We start from the raw sequence: 25,435 nt of genomic DNA, 5'->3' as shown, positions 1-25,435 counted from the left end.
AGGCTACCACTTGTCTCTCTTTGTGATCCAGGTTGTCTGATGAACCGTCTCAATCAACTTTATGCTTGGTTAATGCTGCTGCCTGCATTAGTACTGCTGCTGGCATTCACCCATATTCCAGCACTGACCACCCTCTGGCATTCACTGTTTTTTCCGGCACGCGGCAGACGTCCGTCAGAGTTTGCCGGACTGGAAAACTATCGCTCGATGCTCGACGATGCCGTGTTCTGGCAGGCTTTCTACAACAACCTCTGGTACGCCATCGGCACCGTACCCACCTCCATGGGACTGGCTCTGGCCATGGCACTTTGGGTCAATAGCAAGATCAGTGGTCGTGCAGCCCTGCGTCTGGCCTACTTCACGCCAACCATGTTGCCGATGATTGCTGTCGCCAATATCTGGCTGTTTTTCTACACCCCTGAAATCGGTTTGTTTAACAAACTCCTCAATTCAGTGGGTCTTTCCGGAATCAACTGGCTGGGTGATCCGAACTGGGCCCTGCCAAGTCTGATGCTGATGACGATCTGGAAGGAAGCCGGTTTCTTCATGATCTTTTATCTGGCCGCACTGCAAAGCCTGAACAAGGATATCTATGCCGCCGCTGCCGTAGAGAATGCCAGTCCATTGTATGTATTCCGGCGCATCACCCTGCCTTTGCTCATGCCAACCACGCTGTTTGTGCTGGTGAATGCGGTCCTGAATGCATTCAAGCTGGTCGATCACCTGTTTATTCTGACCAAAGGGGGCCCCAATAACGCCACCAATCTGCTGCTCTATTACATCTATGAAAACGCCTTCAGCTTCTTTGACAGCAACTATGCCGCTGCACTGACACTGGTTCTGCTGACACTACTGATACTGCTGGCACTGGTGCAGTTTTTATTGATCGAACGCCGTGTTCATTACCGCTGAGACAAGATGATGCCAACACTGACTCGAATGTTTTCCTTTACCGCCGCCTGGACACTGGGCCTGGTCTGGATATTTCCGCTGCTTTACGCCTTCTGGGCGGCGTTTCATCCAGCGGAATATGCCACCCGTTTTGACCTGTTCGCGCCCTTGACACTGGAACACTTTGTGACCGCCTGGCAACAGGCACCCTTTATGCGCTATATGTTCAACACCGTCATGATCACCGGACTGATTTTAGTCTTCCAGCTGATTCTCTGTACCCTGGCAGGCTATGCGCTGGCACGTATGCCTTTCAAAGGACGCAGCCTGATTTTTGCGCTGGTGCTGCTGCAACTGATGATCGTGCCGGAAATTCTGATTGTCGAGAACTACCGCACCCTGGCCAAACTGGAGTTAATCGACACCTGGCTGGGGGTTGGCCTGCCTTATATGGCCAGTGCCTTTGGCATTTTCTTGCTGCGACAGACCTTTAAAACAGTGCCACAAGAACTGGAAGATGCGGCCCGGTTGGAAGGCTGTACCTGGCTGGGGGTGTTGTGGAAGGTCTATGTACCACTCGCCAAACCGACCTATCTGGCCTATGGTCTGGTGTCGGTGAGCCATCACTGGAATAACTTCCTCTGGCCGCTGGTGGTGACCAATACCATCAACAGCCGCCCGTTAACCGTGGGTATGGCTATTTTCGGTGCGCCGGAATCAGGTGTCGACTGGCCAGTCATCTGCGCCGGAACCCTGATTGCCATCGGCCCGTTGCTGATTGTCTTCCTGATTTTTCAGCGGCGCTTCTTACAATCCTTTATGCATGCAGGACTGAAATAATGCCCCAGACCCCCATACGTCTGCTCACCTGGAACATCCAGAGTGGCAAAGGCTGTGATGGACAGATCGCGCTGGATCGGATGATTGAATACATCCGTGATCAAGGCCCGCTGACGGTGATCTGTTTACAGGAAGTCGCTCGCTATTTCGACGAGTACGTATCGCCAATGCAACCAGACCAGCTCGCCGTCCTGTGTCAGGCCTTCAGCGAATACACCCCGGTTTGGGGTGCGGCGCTGAGCTGGCCAGGTCCACAGCAGGACCAGCGCCGGGAATTCGGAAATCTGACACTGGTCAATGCGCCTCTGCTCGACAAGCGTCTGCACAGCCTGCCCGGTACCGGCTCGACAGAGCTCTGGCAAACACCTCGCAACGCTGTGGAGACGCTGATTGAGGGCCCTCAACCTATCCGTATTTTCAACACCCATCTGGCGTACCATGATACAGCAGAGCGCCATGCTCAGTTGACCTATCTCAGCGACCTGGCCAGGCAGGACCGTTTACCAACACGTGCCAAGGGCCAGGGTATCTATGCACAGCCCTATCCGGCTCAGGCTACCCTGCTCTGCGGTGATCTGAACCTGGTCAGTCGCAGTGATCAGTATCACTGGCTGACACAGCAGGGCTGGCAGGATGCATTTCAGCAGTGTTTTCCTGGACAAGCATCCATACCAACCTGCGGTGTGCATGATCCAGAGCAATGGCCAGAAGGACCCCATTGCCGCGATTATATCTGGCTGCAGTCACTGCAAGCCGCGACCTTTACAGTCGATACACAAACCCCGTTATCTGATCACCAACCTTTGATTGTGACCCTGGAGCCGTCTGTTCATGACACACCTTAACCTCTTTGAAGCAGAATTTGCCCTGCCACTACCCGACAGTCTAATGCATCAGGTTCGCTATCTGTTTACCGATGTCGATGACACGCTGACCTGGCAAGGAAAACTGCCAAGCCAGACACTGCAGGCTCTGGAACAGCTGGCCGAAGCGGGTATTCAGGTTATTCCGGTAACCGGTGCTTGTGCTGGCTGGTGTGACTGCATGGTGCGTACCTGGCCTGTTGCCGCCGTCATAGGTGAAAACGGTGCTTTCTGGATGCAGAAAAATGGTCAGGGACGGATCGATACGCACTACCGCCTTGAAGAACCAGAACGCAGTGAACAATACCAGGCACTGCGCCAGATTCAGCAACAACTGCTTGAGCATTTTCCGTTTGCACGCGCCACAGCGGATCAGCGCTACCGTGAAACCGATATTGCGTTCGATATTCGCCAGCAGCATCAGAATACAGCGGAAGAGATTGAACAGTTGCGTCAGGCACTCCAAACCTCAGGACTGCATGCTCGGGTCAGCTCCATTCACATCAATGCCTGGCATGGTGACTACGACAAAGCCTCGACCGCTCTGGCCTGGCTCAGTGATCAGGGCGTACCGGAACAGGACTGGCTGCACAAAACTGCGTTTATCGGCGACTCAGCCAATGACGCGGCCATGTTTGAACACTTCCGGCTGACCTTTGGTGTTGCCAACATCCGCCACTGCCTGGACAGCCTGCCAAGACCACCAAAATACATCACCCGCCAGGAAGGTGGCTTTGGCTTCATCGAAGTAGCTGAGCGACTGCTAACCTGAGAGGCAATGAACTGCTTACCCCCTACCCGGTAATCCGGTAGAGGGTACGCGGTGAGCGTTCCAGTATGCAGATACGGTCGGCTGAATCCTCAACCCACTCACGCAACCAGGCCAGCGTATCAGGATAGCCGTGCTTGCCTTCATGGCGGGTCCAGGGCCAGTCGCTTCCCCACACCAGACGCTCACTGCCCAAATGGTTCAATAAAGCAGACACATAAGGCTTCAGGTCCTGCACTGGAGAGCGGTAAGGCGCCGACAGCTTGACCCACAGATTACCCTGTTGACCGGCCTGCAAGATTTGCTGAAACCCTGCATCCTGGTCAGGGTTATCCAGATAAGGCAAGGCAAAATGATCAATCACCAGTCGTACCCCTCGCTGGATCAGGCCCGGCAACAAAGCAGGCAAGCGATCCCCTTCCAGGTGAAGTTCCAGGTGCCAGTCCATCGCCTTTAACTGCTCAAGAAACTGAATCCATTGCGGGTCGTCAAGATCTGGCAGCTCGGCACGATGTTCAATCAGATTCCAGCGCACACCCACTACACCTGCCTGATCAAGACGTTGCATTTCTGCCAATGAAGCATCACTGGGGAGTTGAGCAACCCCTTTGAAGGTTGAACCGGCAATCGCCAGATTATCCAGCAATTGCTGATTATCGTGACCCAGAAAACTCGGCTGAACGATGACTCCGCCTGCCAGGCCACAGCTCTGCAGATGTTGCTTCCAGGTGGCTAAAGGTGCAACGGATCGGGGTTTATAATTCGATCCCTGTGTTCTGTTTACCACACCATATACGTGAGCATGGCAGTCGAAACCTGCTGTTTGCATCTATTTTATACCCCGACGTTCAGGTCATATGAGGTTATTCAGTTCTATAGAGAACTAGTTGACTACTGAAGAACTATAGTATTAGTATTCATGAAACGCATCAACCGAAACAGGACGCTTTTTATGCTGAGCAATCCAATCAACAGTGCTTTTGATGACCGTCTGCCACTCTACGCAAGACTCAGGGATCAGTTGGCTTCACGGATTGCAAAGGGTGAGTGGGCGCCTGGCGACATGATTCCGTCGGAAAACCGTCTGGCTGAAGAATATGGTGTAGCCGTTGCCACCATGCGCATGGCTCTCAAACAGCTTTCCGAAGAGGGCCTGCTTGAGCGCCGTCGAGGCACAGGCACCTTTGTCAAACGCCCGGCCTTCAGAGCCGACTTGTTTCGCTTCTTTCATGTAATGGACATGGAAGGCAATGATCAGCCGATGATACCGGAAAGCCGCATTATCAGCTGTGAGATCACTGAGGCACCTGCTGATGTCCTGGCAGCCTTTGGTGATCCGGCAAAATCACCCTGTATACGCCTTGAACGTATACGTCTCTGGTCGGGTGAGCCGCTGTTGTTTGAAGAACTCTATCTGAGACTTCCAGATTTTAACGGCCTGGAGAAGATCAACTTCAAAACCAGCGGGCCCCTGCTTTATCCCGTTTTTCTGGACCAGTTTGGCATTCTGATCAGCTCAGCCACCGATGAATTGTCATTCGGCCTGGCCACTGACCAGAGCGCCAAATACCTTGAGCTACCACAAGGGTCTTCGGTAGCTGTCATTCAACGCCTTGCCAGAAACCCCATTGGCCGGGTGATTGAGTTCCGACGGGCACATGGACGCCCTGAACGTTTTCGATACCGCGTAACCCTGGGCGAACAGCCCAACTAAAACAGATCGGCAACGGCCGTAAAATAAAACTAAAAAGGTAAATGACCATGTACACAGTTCGCCTCTTGGGTGCTTGCGCACTCGCACTTGCCTGTACGACCGCTCTGGCAAGTAACTATCCAAACCGTCCAATTGAAATTATCGTGCCAGCACCGGCAGGTGGCGGGACCGACTCTGTCGCGCGTATGCTGAATCAGTATCTTGAACCTGAACTGAAGCAATCTGCTGCCATTATTAACGTTGCCGGTGGCGGTGGCGCCATCGGTGTTAACCAGGTTTCCCGCGCCCGTCCGGATGGCTATACACTGCTGTCCACCTGGAACAGCCCGATCACAACCGTGCCGCATATGCAGCGCGTTCAATATTCCTACGATTCCCTGACACCGATTACCAGCATTTCACAAAGTGCCTATACGCTCTGTGTAAAACCTGACTTTCCAGCGGATACCGCTGAAGAGTTCCTGACGGAATTACAAAACAACCCCAGCCGTTATACCTATGGTAACGATGGCGTAGGCGGCACCATGCGTCTGGCAGCCGAGCGCATTTTTGCAGCTTATGACATCCAGGCCCGGGCCATTCCGTTCGGTGGCGCGGGTGAAACACTGCAAAACTTCCTGGGGGGGCATATCGACATTTACGGCGGCTCTATCCCTCCAGTACTACCCTATGCACAGGATGGCCAGGCCAAATGCCTGATCGTCACATCCGCCAGCGACAACCCGGCGTTACCTCAGGCTTCCGGCCTGGAAGCGCTTGGGCATCCCGAACTGGAAACTGTGCTGTGGCGAATGATGCTGGGGCCTAACGGCATGAGTGAAGCGCATGCAACAGTGATTGCCGATGCCGTAGCGCGTGCACTGGAGAACCCGGAACTACTGGAGTTTCTGGCTAAGCAGGGAGAAGTACCTGTCCTGATGCGTGGAGAAGACCTTCGGGCAGCCCTGAAGAATGAATCCGAAGCACTGGGTGAACTACTGGGTCAGTTGGGCTTGAAGCGTAACTGAACCTGAATCGGGTCTCATATCCTCCTGTCTGTCTACGGATAGATATGAGACCCAACTGTCGAGTGTGATACACGGGAGATCAGCATGAATTATCGGGATTTCTGTACAGGTGTCCTGTTCTTTTTACTGGGAATCGGCACTGTCTGGTATGGAAAGGATTTCTACGATGACTCTGCGTATATTCCGGTCAGTGTCGGTGTACTGATGAGCCTGTTCGCACTGGGGTTAATGCTCAGAAGCTTGATGAACAGCCAACTGATCCAGATGCGACTGATGGACCACCCGGCTAAATTCATCGCCACACTCACCAGCTGTATAGGCTACTTCGTGCTCTTGCCGGTAGCCGGCTTCTACACCAGCAGCACGCTATTCATCGTCACGCTGGCACTCTTGATCGGAGAACGACGACCCGTGGTGATTCTGTCCATTACGCTGGTTTTTATTACTGCTCTCTATCTTTTATTTGCACTGGTACTCAAGCGCTCGCTGCCAGTCGAATTTTTCCTGGCTGTCTGAGGAAAACATCATGTTCGATGCAATGCTTCATGCCTTTGGCGTCATTATGGCCCCCGCCTCCATGCTCAGCATGCTCGTTGGCACACTCGCGGGTATTTTGATCGGCGCCCTGCCAGGATTGAATCCGGTGATGGCGATCGCCTTGATGTTGCCACTCACCTATAGTTTTGATCCTTTGATTGCCTTGGGCCTGATTGCAGGTATCTACAATGGCTCCATGTATGGTGGCGCGATTCCTGCCATTTTGTTAAAGATTCCGGGTACACCTTCCGCCATTGCAACCACCTTTGACGGCTACCCGATGACCCGCAAAGGAATGGGCGGGCTGGCATTAAAAACAGCCTGCTGGTCTTCAGCAGTTGGTGGCACCGTCAGTGCCATTGCACTGATGACACTGGCCCCTCCTCTGGCCCAAATGACCCTGGCGTTTGGTCCTACAGAATATTTCTGGGTCGCCGTATTTGGCCTGACCAGCATTGCAGTGCTGGTGGGTGGTGATCTGTTCAAGGGGATGCTGGCGGCCTTACTGGGAATTTTGATTGGACTGGTGGGCGTTGATACGCTCAGCGGCGAAGAGCGTTTCACCTTTGATAATCTCTACCTGATTGGCGGCTTCCCATTAATGGTTGTGCTGATTGGCCTGTATGCCGTGCCACCCATTCTGGAGATGGCGGAAAAGCAGAATAGTGCACACTATGATCCCGCCAATTTCCGTACCCACAAATCCTCCAAAGCCCTGCAGTTGATCCGCGATTACTGGCGCACCTGGTCAAAATCCTCAATCATCGGAGTCTGTGTCGGCATACTGCCGGGCGCCGGGGGGAATCTGGCAGCCCTGCTCAGCTATAACGAGGCAAAGCGCAATGCCAAAGAACCTGAAAGTTTTGGCCAGGGCAACCCGGTAGGTGTCGCTGCCGCAGAATGTGGCAACAGTGCTGACAATGCATCCTCCATGATACCGGCACTCACACTCGGTATCCCGGGTAACCTGATTGCAGCACTGGTACTGGGTGCATTGATGATCCATGGATTGCAGCCTGGACCGCGCCTGTTCACCGATTCTGCCGATATCGTTTTCGGCTTCATCTGGCAGCTGTTACTGACATCACTGCTGCTCTTTGTACTGGGGGGCATGCTGGCAACACGGCTGTTTGCACAGGTACTTCGACTGCCTTCGACCCTACTGGTGCCCACCACCCTCGTACTGATGTCCATTGGCGTTTACACCATCAACGGCAACACCACCGACCTGTATGTGATGCTCGGATTTGGCCTGATAGGTTACCTGCTAAACCGTATGGATTTTCCTCTGGCTCCAATCGTACTGGGGGTGTTACTGGGCCCCATGGCTGAAAGCAACTTCCGCTTATCCATGCTGATTTCACAAAATGACTGGACACTGTTTTTTACACGTCCAATATCCCAGGGAATCATTGCCCTGTTGCTGATAGTGCTGGGCTCTCAGGCACTCAAGTACTATCGCCGCAAGTGCGGTGGGTAGCTTCCAATGGCAGAGAACTGAATGAGGTAATTTGTGACGCCACTATCTGCATCTTCGGCGTTCAATCATCAGATAATAGCCTGCAAGCCTTTATCGGCGATAACGTTAAGCAGCTTGAGCGCTGGGCCAGCAGGACGCGTTTCACCCTGCTCCCACTTGCGTACCGTCGAAGCGCTGGTATGCAGGTGGTGGGCGAATACGGGCTGGCTGAAGTGCAATGCTTCACGCAAACGTTTAATATCGTCGGCACTGAATTCGCGCACTGGTGGCGGGCAAATCGCGTCGAATTGGCGCATGGTTACTTTGTTGATCGCGCCTGCGTCGTGCAGCGCGGCCAAGTCACCGCGCAAAGATTCAATGATTTTACTTGTCACAACACACCTCCAGTAAAACACCAGCCTGTAATGCCTTTGCCAACCCCTTGGCTGATAGCTCCAGAAATACCTTGCCTGCATACTGCAACGCTTTTTTCTCGTCTTGAGTGATATTCGGCTTGTCGCTTTTCGGAAAGCCATGCAGGAATACATAACGGTGGCCAACACGGGCCGATAACAAAGTGCGGTAGCCACTGCTCTTACCCGCACCAGGACGAGCGACTCGTTTCTTGTATAAGTTGCCACCCAAATCAGCATCAACCAGCCCACTCTCCATTTCCTGAACAGCCTTGCACAAGACCGTATCGGAGAGCTTTTCAGTAGCTTGCCACCGTGCAAAGTCCTTTCGCTTTAAAACGTCCATATCCGTCCATTTTTAAAACTATACCCGTAACGGGTATATCTGTCCATATATTGCAAGTGATAGCTTGCCTGCCAACACTAAGATTGCTCGTACAGAGCACTCCAGCCAAGCGCTGGTAGTATGTTGCATTGACCGGTTAATCGCCTCTTTATTTATAGCCTGCAATCGTATACTGTATATAAAAACAGTATCGGTGATTTTATGGCTGATCAATCCACCGCCCCCCGTCGCGGACGGGGAGCAACCTACAACCCGGATAACCGTTTTGCAGACCGCATCAGTGAAGCGGTAGACGACGGCTGGTGGCATGAAGAACAGCAGGAAACCCTTGCTACCGAAGTACGTGATGAAGCCTGCAAGAGCGCCCTGTCATGGAATAGCTCTCCGGACCTGCCATTTGACCGCTCCATTAACCCTTACCGTGGCTGTGAACATGGCTGTGTCTACTGCTATGCGCGCCCCTCGCATGCTTACTGGGACCTGTCGCCCGGACTGGATTTTGAAACCCGTCTGATTGCTCGCACAGGCCTGGTTGAACAGCTGCGGGAAGAGCTCTGCCGGCCTGGTTATATCTGTCGCCCGATCAACCTGTCGGGCAATACCGATTGCTATCAGCCGATTGAAGCCAAATACCAGACCACCCGGCAGCTATTGTCCCTGTTACTGGAAGCCCGTCATCCGGTCACTCTGGTCACCAAAAGCATGCTGATCCTCAGAGATCTGGATGTACTCCAGGCCCTGGCACAACAGCGCCTGGTACGTGTCTTTATCAGCCTGACCAGTCTGGATATGCAGCTCAAGCGCAGCCTTGAACCACGCGCCGCGTCACCTCAGGCGCGCTTAAGAATCATCAGGACCCTCAGGGAAGCCGGTGTGCCGGTCGGCACCCTGCTGTCACCCATCATCCCCGGCTTGACTGACCACGAAATTGAACGACTTCTGGAAGCTGCGCATCAGGCGGGTGCACGTACAGCCAACTGGATGCTGTTACGCTTGCCACGGGAAGTGGCACCACTGTTCGAAGCCTGGCTGGAAGCACATTATCCGGATCGGGCCGCCAAGGTCATGAGTCTGATGCGACAATGCCGGGGAGGTCAGAACTATGACGCCCAATTTGGCAAGCGCTTCAGTGGCGAAGGTGTATTTGCTCAGTTGATTGCCCAGCGTTTTCAAAAAGCCTGTCAGCGCTGGCAACTGCAGTTCAACACCGAACAGGGGTTAAACACACGTGATTTCAGGCCACCATCACTGCAGGGGGATCTGTTCGACGCACTGTAACTACAGCAAAGTGATCCAAATCACCCCGAAATACGCATAGGCATTCGACGCTTCAAGGATGCCACGATGGAACTGATTGATATTGTCTGGTTAAAACGCGATCTGCGCCTGCAGGATCACGCCCCCCTGGCTATGGCTTGTCAATCAGGACGACGCACCCTAGTCTGTTATTGCTTTGAACCCTCGCTTCTCAACGACCCGCACCTGCACAGCTCACACCAACGCTTTATTGTAGAATCGCTGGCCGACCTGTCCGGGCAACTCAAACAACAGGGTTTATCCCTGCAGGTGTTCTGGTGCGACTTTATCACCCTGCTTGAGTCTTTGAGTGAAAACTTCATCCTGCAGAACCTTTACAGCCATGAAGAAATCGGGGTGATGTCGACTTTTCAGCGTGATCAGGCCGTGGCACGCTGGTGTCGCACACATGGCGTTCACTGGCAAGAAATACCCCAGTATGCAGTACAACGAGGCCATCGTGGGCGCTCAGGCTGGCGAGCCTTTGCGGATCAGTTTCTCAAACAGCCCTGCTGTCAGGTTCAGCTAAAACAGCTGACGACGCTGCAACTGCAGCCGGAGCACCGGGCGTACAGCCTGAAATGCCAGCAACTGCCGCGTCTGTGGCTGAGTCGAAACCCGCACTATCAACCGGGTGGCGAACAGGCCGCACAGCAGCAGTTGCAGCACTTCATCGATGAACGCCTGGAACAGTACAGTTTTCATATCAGCAAGCCGCATAGCAGCCGGCAGTTTTCATCACGCCTGTCCGCGTATCTGGCCTATGGTAACCTGTCAGTACGCAGTGTCCTGCATGCACTGAAGCCCCTGCCTGCCAGTCGGCATCGACGGGCGTTTTACTCACGTATGCGCTGGCATTGTCACTTTGTACAGAAATTTGAATCTGATTGCCGAATTGAATTTGAGCCGCTGAATCCGGCATACCAGCGATTATTGGCCGAGCACCAGCAGCAGCTTGATCCGGTTCAACAGCAGGAGTTCTTTACAGCCTGGGCAGAAGGACAAACAGGTTTGCCACTGGTGGATGCCTGCATGCGGGCCCTTCTCTCCACCGGTTTTGTCAATTTTCGCATGCGGGCGATGCTGGTCAGCGTCGCATGCCATCACCTGCAACTGGATTGGAAATCCGTTGCACTGCATCTGGCACAACACTTTCTCGATTTTGATCCCGGTATTCACTACCCCCAGATACAAATGCAGGCAGGCATGACCGGTTTTAATACCCTGCGCATCTACAATCCGGTACAACAATCACTCAAGCAAGATGCCGAGACGCGCTTTATCACTGAATTTGTACCCGAACTGCGTGACTTTCCAACCGCATTACGCCATCAGCCCTGGCTGATGACGCCACTTGAAGCGCAGATGTTTGCTGAGTTTGCCGAAGGATATGTGAAGCCGGTCGTTGATATTCAGGCCACCGGAAGAGCCGCACGTGAACGCTTATGGCGCTGGCGGGAATCACCGGCCGTACAGGCCGCCGTCCCCAGGCTGCTACGAACCCAGGTCAGCGGCTTTAGCGCACAGCAACTCGCATCAGCGCAGGAATAACAAACAGTACCAGCAGTGTTGCAACAGCCAGACCAAACATGATCGAAACGGCCATCGGAATCAGGAACTGCGCCTGCACCGAGGTCTCGAACAGCAACGGAGTCAAACCGGCAATCGTGGTAATCGAGGTAATCAACACGGCTCTGAGTCGCTGGCAGGCGGCTTCGACGATGGCCTCCTCTGCCGCCATCCCCTGGCGTCGCAACTCCTGATAAAAGCTCACCAGAATAATAGAGTTATTCACCACGATTCCGGTCAAGCCAAAGATCCCGAAGAAGGACAGGATGGTCAGTTCCAGGCCTAACACCCAGTGTCCGGCCACTGCACCCAGCAGACCGAACGGAATAATCGCCATCACCACCAGTGGCAGGCGGTAATCAGCAAACATCCAGGCCAGCACGATATAAATAGCAACCAGTGCAAACACCAGCCCCATTTTCATATCTCCCAGCGTTTCCTGCTGATCGACAGCACGCCCCTGAAATGACCACTCCACACCAAAGTCACTGGCCAGTTTGGGCAGCACCTCCGCCGCCAGACGCTCACGAATCAGCCCGGCATTCCCCTGGCTGCGATCCACTTCTGCTGACACATGCATGGCCAGCCGGGCATCTGCGTGCCGAAGCGTTTCAAAGCCGGGCTGACTGCTGAACTGCGCCACATGATCGAGAGGCACCCAGTCACCCTCTGGCAAGGGTAAAAACAGTCGGTCCAGGGTCAAGGGGTTGTGGCGTTCATTGGCTGGCAAGGATACCCGCACTTCAACCTCCTCCAGACCATCCTGAAAGCGCTGTACCAGTGTCCCGTCAAAAAAACCGCGTAGCTCACTGGCCAGACCGGCAGGCGTCAGCCCTAGCGCCTCCCCTTGTGGCGTCAGGCTGATCAGCAACTGTTCCCGCCCGTAAGGAGTATCATCTTCAACCGCATACAAACCCGGAATGTCTGCCATCTGTGCCGCCAGCACTTCAGCTGCGGCCTTTAACGTCAGAGCATCTGCGCCGCTCAAGCGCACATCCACATCACGTCCTGGCGGACCACCGGACACCGCGGTAATCAATACCGAATCCAGTCCCGGCGCGGTGGGGATCTGCTGCTGCCACTGATTGATTAACGCCTGATTGGACAGCTTACGACGATCAGGCGAGGTCAGTTCGATTATCATCGAAGCAAACTGGTCCCCTCGGGGCCCGGTGCCCTGACTACTGATTCCCTGCCCCAACCGGGTCACCTTGACCTTGACTACGGCTTCCTCCTGATCGGATTCAACCCGATCCAGAGCGGCCTCTACCTCCTGCATAAAAGCAGCAACCGTTTCCGGTGGGGTTCCCGCAACAAACGAGATATTGGCACGCACAGTCGTTCCATCCGGGCTTGGAAAGAACGTGAACCCGACGCGACCACCAGCCATCAACCCGACAGACAAAATCAGCAAGGCCAATGCAGCACTCAAGGTCGTCCAGCGCTGCTGAATAGCACGCTGCAGGGTGCGACGAAAAAAACCGTCCCGAAAACGCAGCAAGCCCTGCTCAAAACGCCCCCGGAAACCCTGCTCTTCTTCACGCAACTGGGCACGCGACACCGCCAGTCCGTGGCTCAACTGATGCGGCAGGATTAAAAAACTGATCAACAGGGTCGCCAGAATCACACAAATGACGACCAGCGGGATCTCAAACAGAATTTTGCCGATCACACCACCAATCAACATCAGCGGGAAGAACGCCGCCACGGTAGTCAAAGAGGACGCAATGACAGGCCCTAGCATGCGCCGAGCCCCTTCATAGGCAGAATCGACAGGTGATTTTCCCTGACTTCGCAGGGTGTAGGCATGCTCACTGACGACAATTGCATTATCCACGATAATACCGAGTGACATGATAAAGCCGAACAGGGACAGCATATTAATACTGCCTCCGGCTAAATACAGCGCTACGAATGCAGCGGTGAACGCAATCGGAATACCCACTGCAACCCGGATGGCCAGACGACCACTCAGGAACAGAAACAGAATAGCCAACACCAGCAGCAGGCCGCCAACACCATTTTTCAGCAGCAGTTGGATACGCTCACTGATCAGTTGCCACAACTGATCATAGACAATCAGCTCGACATTGGCAGGCAGGGAGGCTTCCGTCACTCGCAACCAGTCACTGAACTGTCGTGCCGCCACCAGTGCATCGGTACTTTCGGTACGCTGCAACAGCAACTCGATTGCAGGCTGCCCCTGATAGCGAATCCGCGTCTCACCTTCTCTGGCACGACGTTCGATATAGGCGACATCACCCAGCTCGATACGTCCCGCATCGATACCACTGGTGAGGGGTAGCCGTGAAAATGCCTGCTCCGTACGCGCCTGCTGCAATACCCTTAGCTGCCGGGTTCCCTGATCACGTCCAAAATCACCCGCAGGCTGATCCGTGGTGTAACGCGCCAGCATCTCGGCCATCGTCCGAGGTGTCAACTGCAGAGCCTGCAAGGCATGACTGGGTACTTCGATTGCCATGACCTCTTCCGGAAGCCCGGTAAAGTCGACCTTTTCTATCCCGATATCCAGCAGCTCACGCTCAAACTGACGCGACAGCACACGCAATTCATCCATGGATTGCAGCCCCGTCAGCAACATACGCACGATGGGTTCATAGCGCACAACCCGGGAGACAACCGGCGTTTCAGCATTAACAGGTAAATTGCGTTGTTGCGCGACACGGTCTTCAACCTGAGCCAGCGCCTGAGTCATATCCGTATCATCACGAAACTCCAGGGTAATCGCGGAAATACCCTGACTGGAGGTTGATGTCATCGACTTCAGACCATCAACGCTACGCAGTTCCTGCTCCAACGGCAGCGTCACACCTGACTCAATATCCTCAGCACTGGCACCTGTCCAGATGACCCGAACACTGATAATTTCCAGTGAGAAAGTCGGAAAAAACTGGGTATTCAGCTTCATCAATGCCCAGAAGCCAGACATCAACATCAGCACAATCAGCAGATTGCTGGCCAGCCGATGCTGTAAAAATAAAGCGATCCACCCGCGTTGCAGACTCATGGCTGACTCCCGACCACCTCAACCGCCAAGCCTTCAATCGCCTGTGGTAGCCGACTCGCCAGTAACAGATCGCCCTCGGCCAGAACATCCGCGCGCAACAAGAAGCCCGGCTGCTGGTGCTGTTCAAATTCACCCAGTAATTCGACACTCACCGGTTGCAACACACCCTGTTGAATACGGTAGACACGATCACGCCCATAGAGCGCAGATGTCGGCACCCAGATACTGTCAGCCTGTACCGGCAGGGTCATATGGGCTTCGACAAAGCGCCCCAGAGGAAGCAGACTGGCATCGCCGGATACCAGACGAAAATAACCGGTGACACTGGCCGAACGATCCGTCTGTGCAGCAAAACGCTCAAGAACAAAGCGATAGGCTTGCCCATCAATCAGCGCCTCCACCCACACCGGCTGTTGTGCAGCAACAGCGGCCTGAACTTCGGTGACGTAACGCAAAGGCAAGTTGGCGAGCAGCTCAATTCGCTGAGGCACAACCAGCGTCGCTAAGGTCGTGTTCGCCGTCACCCGGTCACCCGGTGACACCAGCAGCGCCACAACACGGCTGGCTTCCGGTGCCAATAACTCGGTCGCATGCAGATTGCGCTCTGCCAATTGCAACTGGGTTTCCGCTCGCTGCAAGGCCGCATTCAACTGCTGCAGTCTGGCCGGGTGCTGTTCCACAGCCAGCTCACGTTGCAGCACCGCCAGACGCTGTTGCCTGAGGGATTGCTCAGCCAGCTCAACATCCCGTTCAGACACACGGTTCGCCTGAACCAGTTGCCGATAGCGGGTCAGCTGACGCTCGGCCAATGCCAGAAGCTCGCGCTCCTGTGCCAGTGATTGCAGGTCGGTCTGGTGCTGTGCCAAACGCTGCTCACGCTGCGCCAGCAAGTCATCGCGCTCAGCCTGTTTCAGATCCCTTTCAGCCTGGGCATCCAGCGGATCAAGCTGAATCAGCGGATCACCCGCCTGCACCCAGTCACCAACCTGCACCTGCACCTGCTCAATATCACCGGCACTGCGAGAGCGAATACTGGTGAGAGCAGCCGTATCTATCTGACCAAACAGCCGGACGGCAGGATTCAGGGGGGCTTTTTCAACGCTGATTGCAGCCACAGGCCAGCGACGTTGCTCCTCATCAACAGGCGGTGCCTCCGGGCGAGTCGCTTTCAGCAACATAAATCCTGCTATGGACACAGCCAGCAGCAACACCGGTAACACAAAAGGTTTTAACCGCTTCATAACATCTCGGCACTGAATATAAGGGAAGTCTTATAGAGTATAAGAATTAAGCGTTTAATGCTACGCAGACGGTACGCTTTCAGATTGCAGCCACTGTGCTAACCAGCCAGGCAGGCTGGACGCGGGCATGGGGCGGGCAATTGCATATCCCTGTCCCCACTCACACCCCAGCTTCAACAATTCATCACAATGTGCCTGGGTTTCTACCCCTTCAGCAATGACCTGTCGCTGAAATGCACCCGCCAAACGTATCACACCATCCAGAATAGCCAGATCTTCCGGATCGTCGAGCATATCACGCACAAAGCTGCGATCAATTTTCAACAGTTCAGCCGGTAAACGCTTCAGATAGGTGAGTGACGAGTAGCCTGTCCCGAAATCGTCCAGTGCAAAGCCGACACCTAAACGCTGACAGGCCAGCATAATGCCGGATACCTGTTTGACATCATCCAGCGCGGTGGTTTCCAGTATTTCCAACTGCAAGTCAAACGGCTGAATGCCTGGACGCTGGCTGAGTGCAGACGCCAGTTGGTCCACAAAGCCCGGATGCTGCAGATGGATAGCATCGATATTCACGCTGACCGGTACATGGATACCCTGCTCACGCCAGCTCAGAATCTGATCCAGCGCGGTATTCAACACCCAATAGCCGATATCGATTGCCAGGACATGATTCTCAATCAGTGGCAGGAAACTGGCTGGCGGTAGCACACCTCGTTCAGGATGATTCCAGCGAATCAGGGCCTCTGCACCGATCACCTCTCGACTGCGCATATTCACCTTGGGCTGGTAATAGAGTTCAAGCTCGCCCTCTTCCAGTGCCTGACGTATTCTCAACAAGCCTTCATGCTGATCCCGCAATGCCCGGTCACGCTCAACATCAAAGAAATGGTAGCGATTCTTGCCGGCCTGCTTGGCCTGATACATTGCCTGATCAGCCTGGCGCAATAACTGGTCAGCATCCAGCCCTTCCTGCTGGGGATAAAACACCACCCCGATACTGGCTGAAATACTGAACTCCAAATCATCCAATAGCACCGGCTCAGAAATTACCGTCAATAAACGATTCAGGAACTTCACACTGTCATTAGGGCTGTGTAAATGCTGCAACACCGCCACAAACTCATCGCCCCCTAAACGTGCCAGTGTATCTTCATCACGTATCACCTGTTTCATTCGGGCAGCAATACTCACCAGCAACTGATCACCCACTGCATGGCTATGGCTGTCATTCACCGCTTTAAAACCATCCAGGTCGATAAACAGGATGGCCAGCATCTGTTCATGTCGCAACGCCTGAGCCATCGCATGTTTAAGACGATCCGCCAGCAATGTCCGGTTGGGCAGGCTCGTCAAGGGATCAAAGTGCGCCATCTGGGCCAATTGCTGCTCAACTTCACTGCGCTGCATTTCAGCACTGACACGATCTACATAGAGCTGCATCAGCGTATCGGCTGAATGGGCGTTATGCATCGGCTGACGACTTAATGCGACCAGCAAACCAACCGGTTGCTGACGCTTGTCCAGTAGCACACTGCCAATATAGGCTTCTGCGCCCAACTCCGCCAACAGGGCATCGTCAGGATAAGCCTGCTGAATTCCCTGAGCGCGGATCATACGATGCGCATCGTAGACATCAGCACAGGGGGTTCCCTCCAGTGAGTAACCAAAGGGTTGTATGGGTTTACCATCAGCCCAGCCCGCCAGCACCTCGGCACGCCTGGCATCGCAAGTCAAAGCGGCTACAAAGACATAATCGACATTGAGTTTTTCAACCAGATACTGAGATACCGCCTGATAAAAATCCTGACCCGACAAGGGTGCAAAGGTTGTCGCCAGATTGGTCAGCGCCTCGGTTGTTTGCTGCTGCTGACGCTGCAACTGACGTTTGCGCTGAATATTGATGATTAACAGCAGGATTACCAATCCCTGAATCACCAACGCACCGATCAGCGTCCAGTACTGAAATGAGCGACTGCGTTGAATTTCTTCAACCTGGGCATCGACCAGCGCTTCCAGTTGCTCCTGGTAATACCACAAATCCTGATCCGCATGCCGACCAGGAGAGATATCATTAATAATAGAGAAAAGCAGATTCTGATCGTTGAAACGATAAGGACGGGAATGCACTTCAACCGTGCGAATCTCACCATCGGCAAGACGATGCCTGAAGATAAAGTAATTGCGCCCGGCTGACTCAGCAGCGGCACGCTCTCGCGCCACCTGCTCGGGAGTAAAGGTATTGATCTGCTGAATAGTCATCTGTTGAAGTTGATCCAGCGGATAACCGTAGAACTCCGCTGCAGCCTTGTTGGCTTCCACGATGCGTCCTGATTCTGGCTCAATCAACAGCATCATGACGCCGGATTCACTGAACACCTGATCGAATGCAGGGCCCTTGGCAACGACTGATGCAAAACTGCTCAACACCAGCATCAGCGGGAAGACCAGAATCAAAATAAAACGCAGCGATAATTTAGATGACAACGACGGCTCCAGTGACTACTTATACTTTTTCTGCAGCGTTCCCGAGTCTAACCAATACACAGCGACAAAAAAAGAATTTGTTTGAATTACTCAAAATCCATAGGTTTTATATGATTAAAATCAACTATCCGTTTGAAAAATTCCGAAATATATTTTTCTGAATTAGCTGATTAATATATACTCCGCACAACCGTGACAACAGATTTCCCATCCTTCAGGAGTCGACTGCTTGAGTTTCAAACACCTGCTCACCTGTGTGTTGTGTACACTTGTGTTTGGCTCAACAATCAGCCACGCCGAACCTGACTGGACACAACAACCTGTCCAGATGTGTGTTGACCCAGACTGGGAGCCACTGGAGAAACTGACTCCGGAAGGTGAGTTCATCGGGATCGCTGCAGATCTGCTGCGATTGATCTTTGAACGGGCCGCGCTCAAGGTCGAAATAGTCCAGACTGCCGACTGGAATGAAACGCTAAAAAAATCCCAGGCAGGCGAATGCGATATCATCGGTTTATTGAATAAAACTGAAGCCCGCAGCCAGTGGCTGGACTTTACCCGTCCCTATCTGATCGATCCAAATGTTGTCGTGACCCGCAACGAGCACCCTTATATCTCGGATCTGCGACAGCTTTCCGGAAAACGCGTAGCCCTCCCTGCGGGCACCTCCGTGTATGAGCGGGTGAAGCGTGATTATCCTGCGATCACTCTCATCCCTGTTGATTCAGAATATGAAGCCTTCGATCTGGTGGATCGGGGCATCGCCGACGCCAGCATTCGGGCTCTGACGGTTGCGGCCTACACTATTCGCAAAGAGGGCTGGTTCAATCTCAAAGTCGCCGGTGAAATCCCGGACTACAAAAACCTGCTTCGCATCGGTGTTTTAAAGGAGCACAACAGCCTGCTGGAGCAGTTGGATCAGGCTGTTGGCACGCTGACCGAAACCGATATCAACACCGCCATTAACCAGCATATTCAGATTGCCATGCACTACCGGCAGGACTGGACAATGACCTTACGGGTTCTGGTCGGTGCAGCCGCCCTTGTCAGTCTGCTATTAGCCATAGGTTTGTTGCAGTTCCGCGCCCACCGACGCTTGCTACAGTTGAAACAGACGCTGGAGAACACGCTGGAAGACAAAAACCAGATCGAAACCCGGCTGCGCGAAAGCGAATACTTTTATCGTTCATTGCTCGATACTGCCCATGAAGGCATCGCCGTGATTCAGCAGGATCGGTTGGTGTATGGGAACCCCCGTCTGGCGGAGCTGACCGGATACAGTCTCGCAAGTCTGACCAACCTGCCTACATTTTTGGAACTGGTTGCACCTGCGGACCGCGGCCTGATTGAACAGAATTATCGTAAGCGGCTACAGGGTGAAACTGCCCCGCAACGTTACGAAGTGCAATTACTGCGCCAGGACCAGAGCCTGCTGGATGTTCAGGTCAGTGGTGTTGTCGTAGACTGGTATGGCCAGCCCGCTACGCTGAATTTTGTCACCGACATCTCCAAGCGCAAGGAAGCGGAACGGGAAATACTGCATCTGGCCAACCACGACCCGCTAACCGGACTGGCTAACCGCCGCCTGCTGATGGATCGCCTGGAACAGTTGCTCAATCAGGCGCAGCGCTATCAACACACCCTCGCCGTGATTTTTCTCGACCTGGATGGTTTCAAACCCGTGAATGATCGCTGGGGTCATGAAATGGGTGACCAGCTCCTGCAAGCGGTGGCTGAACGTCTGCAAAGTCATTTACGTAATTCAGATACGCTGGCACGCATTGGAGGCGATGAGTTTGTGGTTCTCATGCCACATGCTGAGCAAAAAGCAGTCAGTCATGTTGCTGAGAAGCTGATTCAGGCAATCGAACAACCCTTCCAGTTGGGTGATATCGAAATCCGCATCAGCACCAGCCTCGGTGTTGCCCGCTACCCGCAGGACGGTGACAGCGCATCCGCCCTGCTCCAGAAAGCGGACCGCGCCATGTATGCCCACAAAAGCCTTTAACCTGCAGCCGCTCTGGCGGCATGGAGTTTTTTGTAGCTCTCGATCAGGCGCAAGTGCTTATCCAGCCCTTCCAGCTGCATATTGGTGGGTGTCAGACCGTAAAAACGCACGTCACCGTTAACTGATCCCACTACCGCCTGCATCGTCTGTTCACCAAACATGCGCTGCAGATTCGGTAAAAAATCATCCAGAGACAGACTGTCATCCAGCTCTATTTCCAGCACTGCATTCACGGCACGGTAAAACAGCCCGCGTTCAACCGTGTTGGTGTTGTATTGCAGAAAATGCTCCACCCGCTCCAGCGCCTCTTCATGCTGGCCCAAGGCCAGATGAATCAACAGTTTCAACTCCAGAATCGTCAACTGCCCCCAAGGGGTATTCTCATCGAACTCGATGCCAATCAGGGTGATGATATCCATATATTCATCCTGCTGGCTCTCCTCCAGACGCTCCAGCAGATCTGCCAGTTGCGTGTCGGTCAAACGATGCAGGTTAAGAATATCTTCGCGGAACAACAGCGCTTTATTGGTGTTATCCCACACCAGATCATCCACCGGATAAACCTCAGAGTAACCCGGCACCAGAATACGGCACACGGGAGCGCCCAGATCCTGATGTACAGCCATATAGACTTCATGCCCCATGGCTTCAAGAATCCCGAACAGTGTCTCGGACTCCTGCTGATTGGAACCACTGAAGTCCCACTCACAGAACTCGAAATCTGCCTTGTCACTGAAGAAGCGCCAGGAGATCACCCCGGAAGAATCGATAAAGTGCTCCACAAAATTGTTCGGTTCCGTCACCGCCAGACTGTTAAAGGTCGGTGGCTGGAAATCATTCAGACCTTCCAGGCTGCGACCCTGCAACAGCTCCGTCAAACTGCGCTCCAGCGCCACTTCCAGTGTCGGATGCGCACCAAAGGACGCAAAGACACCCCCCGTACGCGGATTCATCAAAGTCACACAGGCGACCGGGAACTGGCCACCCAGTGACGCATCCTTGACCAATACCGGAAAGCCTTGCGCTTCCAGGGCCTGGATACCCTCAACAATCGCCGGATACTTCGCCAGTACCGATGGCGGCACATCCGGCAAGGCCAGCTCTTCTTCAATAATCTGACGCTTGACTGCCCGCTCAAAAATCTCCGACAAACACTGCACCTGGGCCTCATACAGCGTGTTGCCTGCACTCATACCATTACTGAGATAGAGGTTCTCAATCAGGTTAGACGGGAAATACACCACCGCCTCATCAGACTGGCGCACAAACGGCAGCGCACAGATACCCCGCGCCACATTACCGGAATTGGTATCAATCAGGTTGGAAGCACGCAACTCATCATCCGGGTTATAGATCGCCAGACAATGCTCATCCAGCAGCCCCTCAGGCAGGGCATCATCGACGCCCGGCTTGAACCACTTTTCATTCGGATAATGGACAAAGTCGCTATTGGCGATCTCTTCACCGAAGAACTGATCGTTGTAGAAAAAGTTACAGCTCAAACGCTCAATAAACTCGCCCAGCGCCGAACACAGCGCACTCTCTTTGGTGGAACCTTTACCATTGGTAAAACACATCGGCGATGCGGCATCACGGATATGCAGCGACCAGACATGCGGCACCAGATTGCGCCAGGAGGCAATCTCAATCTTCATACCCAGGTCAGCCAGAATCGCGGTCATATTGGCAATGGTCTGCTCCAGCGGCAGATCCTTACCCGGAATAAAGGTACTGGACTCCCCTTCCGGTTTGACCATCAACAGCGCCTGCGCATCTTCATCCAGATTCTCAACCGTGTCGATCTCAAACACCGGCCCCGTCTGTACCACTTTTTTCACAGTACAACGATCGATCGAACGCAAAATCCCTTCACGATCCTTGTCTGAAATACTCTCCGGCAACTCCACCTGAATTTTGAAAATCTGGTTGTAACGGTTCTCAGGGTCGACAATATTATTCTGCGACAAACGGATATTCTCTGTCGGGATATTGCGCGCCAAACAGTAAACCCGCACAAAATACGCCGCACACAGCGCTGAGGACGCCAGAAAATAATCGAAGGGGCTGGGCGCTGAACCATCCCCTTTGTAACGAATCGGCTGGTCAGTGATGACTGTAAAGTCGTCAAACTTGGCCTCAAGTCTGAGATTGTCGAGAAAGTTAACTTTGATTTCCATGAGCGGGGTACCGGATTGGGATTAGACGGAGCTTTTGGCGAAACCGCACATTATCGCATTTTTTTGCGCAAGAGGCTTGCTTCAGGAGGTGATGAACAGCATAAAAAAAGGCCCGTAAAGGCCTTTCAAGAGGTGACAAGGTACAAGGTCAGCAACGAGAAGCGCTTAGGCCGCAAACAACCGGTGAGGATCGATCACAAATTTCTTCGCCGCGCCGCCATCAAAGTCTGCATAGCCCTTGGGCGCATCATCCAGTGAAATCACCTGAACGTTAACCGCTTTGGCAATCTGAACCTTGTCGAACAGAATCGCCTGCATCAACTGACGGTGGTATTTCATGACCGGACACTGACCGGTATGGAAGGAGTGGGATTTAGCCCAACCCAGTCCAAAGCGCATGCTCAGACTGCCATGCCTGGCGGCATCATCCGTTGCGCCGGGATCTTCTGTGACATACAGGCCCGGTATACCGATCTGGCCACCCGCACGGGTAATATCCATCATCGAGTTCAATACCGCTGCAGGCCTTTCTTCATGATGACAGTGACCATGGCAGCGTGCTTCAAAGCCAACACAATCGACTGCTGCATCGACCTCAGGCACGCCCAGGATCTGCTCCAACAGCTCAGGCAACTCGGCATCCTGTCGAAGATCAATCGTCTCGCATCCGAAGCTTTTTGCCTGTGCCAGACGATCCGGAATCATATCCCCGACAATTACGCAGGCCGCACCCAGCAACTGTGCAGAGACTGCCGCCGCAAGCCCGACAGGCCCTGCCCCGGCAATGTATACCGTTGAACCCGGCCCGACACCTGCCGTCACGCAGCCATGAAAACCGGTTGGAAAAATATCTGACAACAGAGTCAAATCACGAATTTTCTCGCGCGCCTGATCTGAATCCGGGAATTTGAGCAGATTAAAGTCGGCATAAGGCACCATCACATACTCAGCCTGACCACCTACCCATCCACCCATATCGACATAGCCATAAGCTGCGCCGGGACGTGCAGGGTTAACATTCAGACAGATGCCTGTCCGGCCTTCCTTGCAGTTGCGACAGCGGCCGCATGCGATATTAAAAGGCACAGAGACAATGTCACCGACCTTAAGGAATTCGACATCCCGACCACATTCGATAATTTCACCTGTGATCTCATGCCCCAGAACAAGGCCCGAAGGTGCCGTGGTGCGACCGCGAACCATATGCTGGTCACTGCCACAAATATTGGTTGTGAGGACTTTAAGAATAACACCATGTTGACATTGGCGCTTGCCGATAGACAGTTCAGGAAAGGCAATCGAGCGAACTTCAACTTCTCCTGGGCCAGTGTACACAACACCGCGATTTCCGGTAGAAATAGCCATCGCTTTTCTCCATTTATGTTTATTTTAGCGGGTCAAGAACGTACTACACCCTGCAGTGTAGGGATGCAGACATGACAGGAGTTATTTATGTACGTCGCTGTATGAGATGATTGCGACATAAATACCACATTATCACTTACAAACCTGATACTTAATATCTTTAACCTCTAATGCCATTACCGCAATAACTTTTAGCAAAGAAAAAACCGTCACACTCTGAATTAACAAAGCGACACCTGCAAGCAGTGCTACAATTTCAAAAGAATCAGCATAAGCAATAAATGCCAATCCACTTGAGATAATACCTAGTATCAAAAATGCATACGCAACAACACTCAGGATTTTAATAAGTGACTTATCTTTCGACTCCACAACCTTTTCATTATCTAATGACGTAAAAATCTCTTCAAAAGAAACACCTAACTTTCCATGCTGAACATTTAAAGTCAAATCCTGCCCCGATCTATTAACACTCAAAACAACCGGTTTATCAGGATCATTATGTTTTCTACTTGCAATAACTAAACTGGCATGACTGGTGATTTTATAGTCGTTATATTTTTGCAATATATCTCCCTTCTGCAAGCCAACCTGATGACCCGCCCCACCATCCTTAACACTTTCAACTCTTAAAACAGTATATACTGACATATAGATCTCCGTGATTTTAAAAATATCCTTTTCTATGTCCTCAACAACCGCCCCACCCCATCAATAGGGCATATCCTTGGTGTACAACTCTGTACGTGGATTCTGCATAAATTCTTCAATCGCCTTTTCAGTTTTGCGTTTTTTGAATGCAAACTGTGGCAGTAGTTGCAATCGGGCGATATTGTAAAAGAAGTAATCCATCCACAGAACATACTTGGGTTTACGCTTCGATCCCAACTGATTCAGCCATTGTGGGTCCGGGCTGGTCATAAAATCGGCGATGAACTCCCGCAGATAATGCGCCTGATAGCGGATCGCTGCTCGTGCGATGAAGCAATTAGCACCCACACCGATCGGCATATTGGCTTCTTTTTTCGGAAACGGCAGCCAAAACACCAGAGCACCGTCGGGATTATAAGGGTCCTTAACTTTGGGCGCATGTGGGACATGGGCACGGATCTGCGCTAGTGGATCATCAGTGTTTTCCGGCAACTGAATGCACATAAAACACCCACGTGACCAGGTGTACACAATGCGACGCTTACGATCAAAGCGGACAGGGTTTTGAACGCTGATATTGAATAAAATCCAGGGGACCACTAGCAAACCTATAACAAACAGGCCCCACCCTATGCCACGGCCATGACCTTCAAGCTGAATAGTTTTAAACTCTTCATATGATCGCCCTGTTCTTGTGAACCCGGGATTATTTGGATCTTCAGCCGAATGAAAAGAAGAAATAATATATTCCTCCCGAAACAGCATTTGATGAAT

At 52.9% G+C, this 25,435-nt stretch carries 21 protein-coding genes; 11 read left to right on the top strand and 10 right to left on the bottom strand.

Annotation, left to right across the window (positions count from 1 at the left end; genetic code table 11):
- The first annotated feature begins 39 nt into the window (after window positions 1–39).
- The 4 genes from ADINL_RS07285 to ADINL_RS07270 are packed head-to-tail and all read left to right on the top strand — an operon-like array spanning window position 40 to window position 3,366.
- A complete protein-coding gene (locus tag ADINL_RS07285; protein ID WP_036545790.1) occupies window positions 40–912 on the top strand; it encodes a carbohydrate ABC transporter permease in 873 nt (290 codons plus the stop codon).
- 9 nt (window positions 913–921) lie between these two features.
- Window positions 922–1,731, top strand: a complete 810-nt coding sequence (locus ADINL_RS07280; RefSeq protein WP_036546307.1) for a carbohydrate ABC transporter permease — start codon at window positions 922–924, stop codon at window positions 1,729–1,731.
- Window positions 1,731–2,576, top strand: coding sequence for an endonuclease/exonuclease/phosphatase family protein (locus tag ADINL_RS07275; RefSeq protein WP_036545787.1), 846 nt, complete (start codon window positions 1,731–1,733; stop codon window positions 2,574–2,576). Before ADINL_RS07280 ends, ADINL_RS07275 begins: the two co-directional genes overlap by 1 nt.
- Window positions 2,563–3,366 carry an HAD-IIB family hydrolase gene (locus tag ADINL_RS07270; RefSeq protein WP_051632636.1) on the top strand — a complete coding sequence of 268 codons (804 nt, stop codon included), beginning with the start codon at window positions 2,563–2,565 and terminating at the stop codon, window positions 3,364–3,366. Before ADINL_RS07275 ends, ADINL_RS07270 begins: the two co-directional genes overlap by 14 nt.
- A gap of 22 nt (window positions 3,367–3,388) precedes the next feature.
- On the opposite strand, the gene ADINL_RS07265 is transcribed toward ADINL_RS07270, so the two are convergent.
- On the bottom strand, window positions 3,389–4,192 hold the full coding sequence (locus tag ADINL_RS07265) for an amidohydrolase family protein (RefSeq protein ID WP_036545783.1): 804 nt from the start codon (window positions 4,190–4,192) through the stop codon (window positions 3,389–3,391).
- A gap of 123 nt (window positions 4,193–4,315) precedes the next feature.
- Between ADINL_RS07265 and ADINL_RS07260 the strand changes: the two genes are divergently transcribed.
- From ADINL_RS07260 to ADINL_RS07245, 4 genes are all read left to right on the top strand, one after another.
- Window positions 4,316–5,077, top strand: a complete 762-nt coding sequence (locus ADINL_RS07260) for a GntR family transcriptional regulator (protein ID WP_036545778.1) — start codon at window positions 4,316–4,318, stop codon at window positions 5,075–5,077.
- Window positions 5,078–5,124: 47 nt separating this feature from the next.
- Window positions 5,125–6,084: a tripartite tricarboxylate transporter substrate binding protein gene (locus ADINL_RS07255; protein ID WP_036545775.1), complete on the top strand. Its 960-nt coding sequence runs from the start codon at window positions 5,125–5,127 to the stop codon at window positions 6,082–6,084.
- An 84-nt stretch (window positions 6,085–6,168) separates the two neighbouring features.
- The gene (locus ADINL_RS07250; protein ID WP_036545772.1) at window positions 6,169–6,600 is read left to right on the top strand and encodes a tripartite tricarboxylate transporter TctB family protein; all 432 of its coding nucleotides are present in this window, start codon (window positions 6,169–6,171) and stop codon (window positions 6,598–6,600) included.
- 10 nt (window positions 6,601–6,610) lie between these two features.
- The gene (locus tag ADINL_RS07245) at window positions 6,611–8,101 is read left to right on the top strand and encodes a tripartite tricarboxylate transporter permease (RefSeq protein WP_036545768.1); all 1,491 of its coding nucleotides are present in this window, start codon (window positions 6,611–6,613) and stop codon (window positions 8,099–8,101) included.
- A gap of 68 nt (window positions 8,102–8,169) precedes the next feature.
- On the opposite strand, the gene ADINL_RS07240 is transcribed toward ADINL_RS07245, so the two are convergent.
- Together ADINL_RS07240 and ADINL_RS07235 are read right to left on the bottom strand one after the other, a co-directional pair.
- Window positions 8,170–8,475 carry a helix-turn-helix domain-containing protein gene (locus tag ADINL_RS07240; protein WP_022987525.1) on the bottom strand — a complete coding sequence of 102 codons (306 nt, stop codon included), beginning with the start codon at window positions 8,473–8,475 and terminating at the stop codon, window positions 8,170–8,172.
- On the bottom strand, window positions 8,465–8,839 hold the full coding sequence (locus ADINL_RS07235; RefSeq protein ID WP_036545755.1) for a type II toxin-antitoxin system RelE/ParE family toxin: 375 nt from the start codon (window positions 8,837–8,839) through the stop codon (window positions 8,465–8,467). The genes ADINL_RS07240 and ADINL_RS07235 overlap by 11 nt, the downstream gene beginning before the upstream one ends.
- Window positions 8,840–9,040: 201 nt before the next feature.
- Here ADINL_RS07235 and ADINL_RS07230 point away from each other — a divergent pair, with 201 nt between their 5' ends.
- On the top strand, window positions 9,041–10,117 hold the full coding sequence (locus ADINL_RS07230) for a PA0069 family radical SAM protein (protein WP_036545752.1): 1,077 nt from the start codon (window positions 9,041–9,043) through the stop codon (window positions 10,115–10,117).
- A 66-nt stretch (window positions 10,118–10,183) separates the two neighbouring features.
- On the top strand, window positions 10,184–11,686 hold the full coding sequence (locus ADINL_RS07225) for an FAD-binding domain-containing protein (RefSeq protein WP_051632635.1): 1,503 nt from the start codon (window positions 10,184–10,186) through the stop codon (window positions 11,684–11,686).
- On the opposite strand, the gene ADINL_RS07220 is transcribed toward ADINL_RS07225, so the two are convergent.
- Genes ADINL_RS07220 through ADINL_RS15940 form a run of 3 tightly spaced genes read right to left on the bottom strand, consistent with a single transcriptional unit; the run spans window position 11,652 to window position 18,460 of the window.
- On the bottom strand, window positions 11,652–14,732 hold the full coding sequence (locus tag ADINL_RS07220) for an efflux RND transporter permease subunit (protein ID WP_036545750.1): 3,081 nt from the start codon (window positions 14,730–14,732) through the stop codon (window positions 11,652–11,654). The genes ADINL_RS07225 and ADINL_RS07220 overlap by 35 nt on opposite strands.
- A complete protein-coding gene (locus tag ADINL_RS07215; RefSeq protein WP_036545747.1) occupies window positions 14,729–15,973 on the bottom strand; it encodes an efflux RND transporter periplasmic adaptor subunit in 1,245 nt (414 codons plus the stop codon). Before ADINL_RS07215 ends, ADINL_RS07220 begins: the two co-directional genes overlap by 4 nt.
- A 60-nt stretch (window positions 15,974–16,033) precedes the next feature.
- On the bottom strand, window positions 16,034–18,460 hold the full coding sequence (locus ADINL_RS15940; RefSeq protein WP_051632634.1) for a sensor domain-containing protein: 2,427 nt from the start codon (window positions 18,458–18,460) through the stop codon (window positions 16,034–16,036).
- A gap of 229 nt (window positions 18,461–18,689) precedes the next feature.
- Between ADINL_RS15940 and ADINL_RS15935 the strand changes: the two genes are divergently transcribed.
- Complete coding sequence (locus ADINL_RS15935) at window positions 18,690–20,468, top strand: diguanylate cyclase domain-containing protein (RefSeq protein WP_051632633.1); 1,779 nt, start codon at window positions 18,690–18,692, stop codon at window positions 20,466–20,468.
- Here the strand turns inward: ADINL_RS15935 and ADINL_RS07195 are convergent.
- The 4 genes from ADINL_RS07195 to ADINL_RS07180 form a co-directional block, all read right to left on the bottom strand.
- Window positions 20,465–22,645, bottom strand: coding sequence for an OsmC domain/YcaO domain-containing protein (locus ADINL_RS07195; protein WP_036545745.1), 2,181 nt, complete (start codon window positions 22,643–22,645; stop codon window positions 20,465–20,467). The genes ADINL_RS15935 and ADINL_RS07195 overlap by 4 nt on opposite strands.
- 165 nt (window positions 22,646–22,810) lie before the next feature.
- A complete protein-coding gene (gene fdhA / locus ADINL_RS07190; protein ID WP_036545743.1) occupies window positions 22,811–24,010 on the bottom strand; it encodes a formaldehyde dehydrogenase, glutathione-independent in 1,200 nt (399 codons plus the stop codon).
- 132 nt (window positions 24,011–24,142) lie between these two features.
- Window positions 24,143–24,661: a PDZ domain-containing protein gene (locus ADINL_RS07185; RefSeq protein WP_036545741.1), complete on the bottom strand. Its 519-nt coding sequence runs from the start codon at window positions 24,659–24,661 to the stop codon at window positions 24,143–24,145.
- 60 nt (window positions 24,662–24,721) lie between these two features.
- On the bottom strand, window positions 24,722–25,435 hold a 714-nt coding region (locus tag ADINL_RS07180; protein ID WP_036545739.1), incomplete at its 5' end, for a hypothetical protein.

Origin of the sequence: Nitrincola lacisaponensis (assembly GCF_000691225.1) — a bacterium.
In the GTDB taxonomy this organism is placed as follows: domain Bacteria; phylum Pseudomonadota; class Gammaproteobacteria; order Pseudomonadales; family Balneatricaceae; genus Nitrincola; species Nitrincola lacisaponensis.
This window is presented reverse-complemented; position numbering and strand designations above follow the sequence as displayed.

Coding starts and splice junctions, on each gene's coding strand:
- ADINL_RS07220 (WP_036545750.1), bottom strand. CDS start 14,732: ATGAGTCTGCAACGCGGGTGGATCGCTTTATTTTTACAGCATCGGCTG.
- ADINL_RS07235 (WP_036545755.1), bottom strand. CDS start 8,839: ATGGACGTTTTAAAGCGAAAGGACTTTGCACGGTGGCAAGCTACTGAA.
- ADINL_RS07275 (WP_036545787.1), top strand. CDS start 1,731: ATGCCCCAGACCCCCATACGTCTGCTCACCTGGAACATCCAGAGTGGC.
- ADINL_RS07185 (WP_036545741.1), bottom strand. CDS start 24,661: ATGTCAGTATATACTGTTTTAAGAGTTGAAAGTGTTAAGGATGGTGGG.
- ADINL_RS07215 (WP_036545747.1), bottom strand. CDS start 15,973: ATGAAGCGGTTAAAACCTTTTGTGTTACCGGTGTTGCTGCTGGCTGTG.
- ADINL_RS07265 (WP_036545783.1), bottom strand. CDS start 4,192: ATGCAAACAGCAGGTTTCGACTGCCATGCTCACGTATATGGTGTGGTA.
- ADINL_RS07195 (WP_036545745.1), bottom strand. CDS start 22,645: ATGGAAATCAAAGTTAACTTTCTCGACAATCTCAGACTTGAGGCCAAG.
- ADINL_RS07255 (WP_036545775.1), top strand. CDS start 5,125: ATGTACACAGTTCGCCTCTTGGGTGCTTGCGCACTCGCACTTGCCTGT.
- ADINL_RS07260 (WP_036545778.1), top strand. CDS start 4,316: ATGCTGAGCAATCCAATCAACAGTGCTTTTGATGACCGTCTGCCACTC.
- ADINL_RS07245 (WP_036545768.1), top strand. CDS start 6,611: ATGTTCGATGCAATGCTTCATGCCTTTGGCGTCATTATGGCCCCCGCC.
- ADINL_RS07230 (WP_036545752.1), top strand. CDS start 9,041: ATGGCTGATCAATCCACCGCCCCCCGTCGCGGACGGGGAGCAACCTAC.
- ADINL_RS07250 (WP_036545772.1), top strand. CDS start 6,169: ATGAATTATCGGGATTTCTGTACAGGTGTCCTGTTCTTTTTACTGGGA.
- ADINL_RS07270 (WP_051632636.1), top strand. CDS start 2,563: ATGACACACCTTAACCTCTTTGAAGCAGAATTTGCCCTGCCACTACCC.
- ADINL_RS07225 (WP_051632635.1), top strand. CDS start 10,184: ATGGAACTGATTGATATTGTCTGGTTAAAACGCGATCTGCGCCTGCAG.
- ADINL_RS07285 (WP_036545790.1), top strand. CDS start 40: ATGAACCGTCTCAATCAACTTTATGCTTGGTTAATGCTGCTGCCTGCA.
- fdhA (WP_036545743.1), bottom strand. CDS start 24,010: ATGGCTATTTCTACCGGAAATCGCGGTGTTGTGTACACTGGCCCAGGA.
- ADINL_RS07280 (WP_036546307.1), top strand. CDS start 922: ATGCCAACACTGACTCGAATGTTTTCCTTTACCGCCGCCTGGACACTG.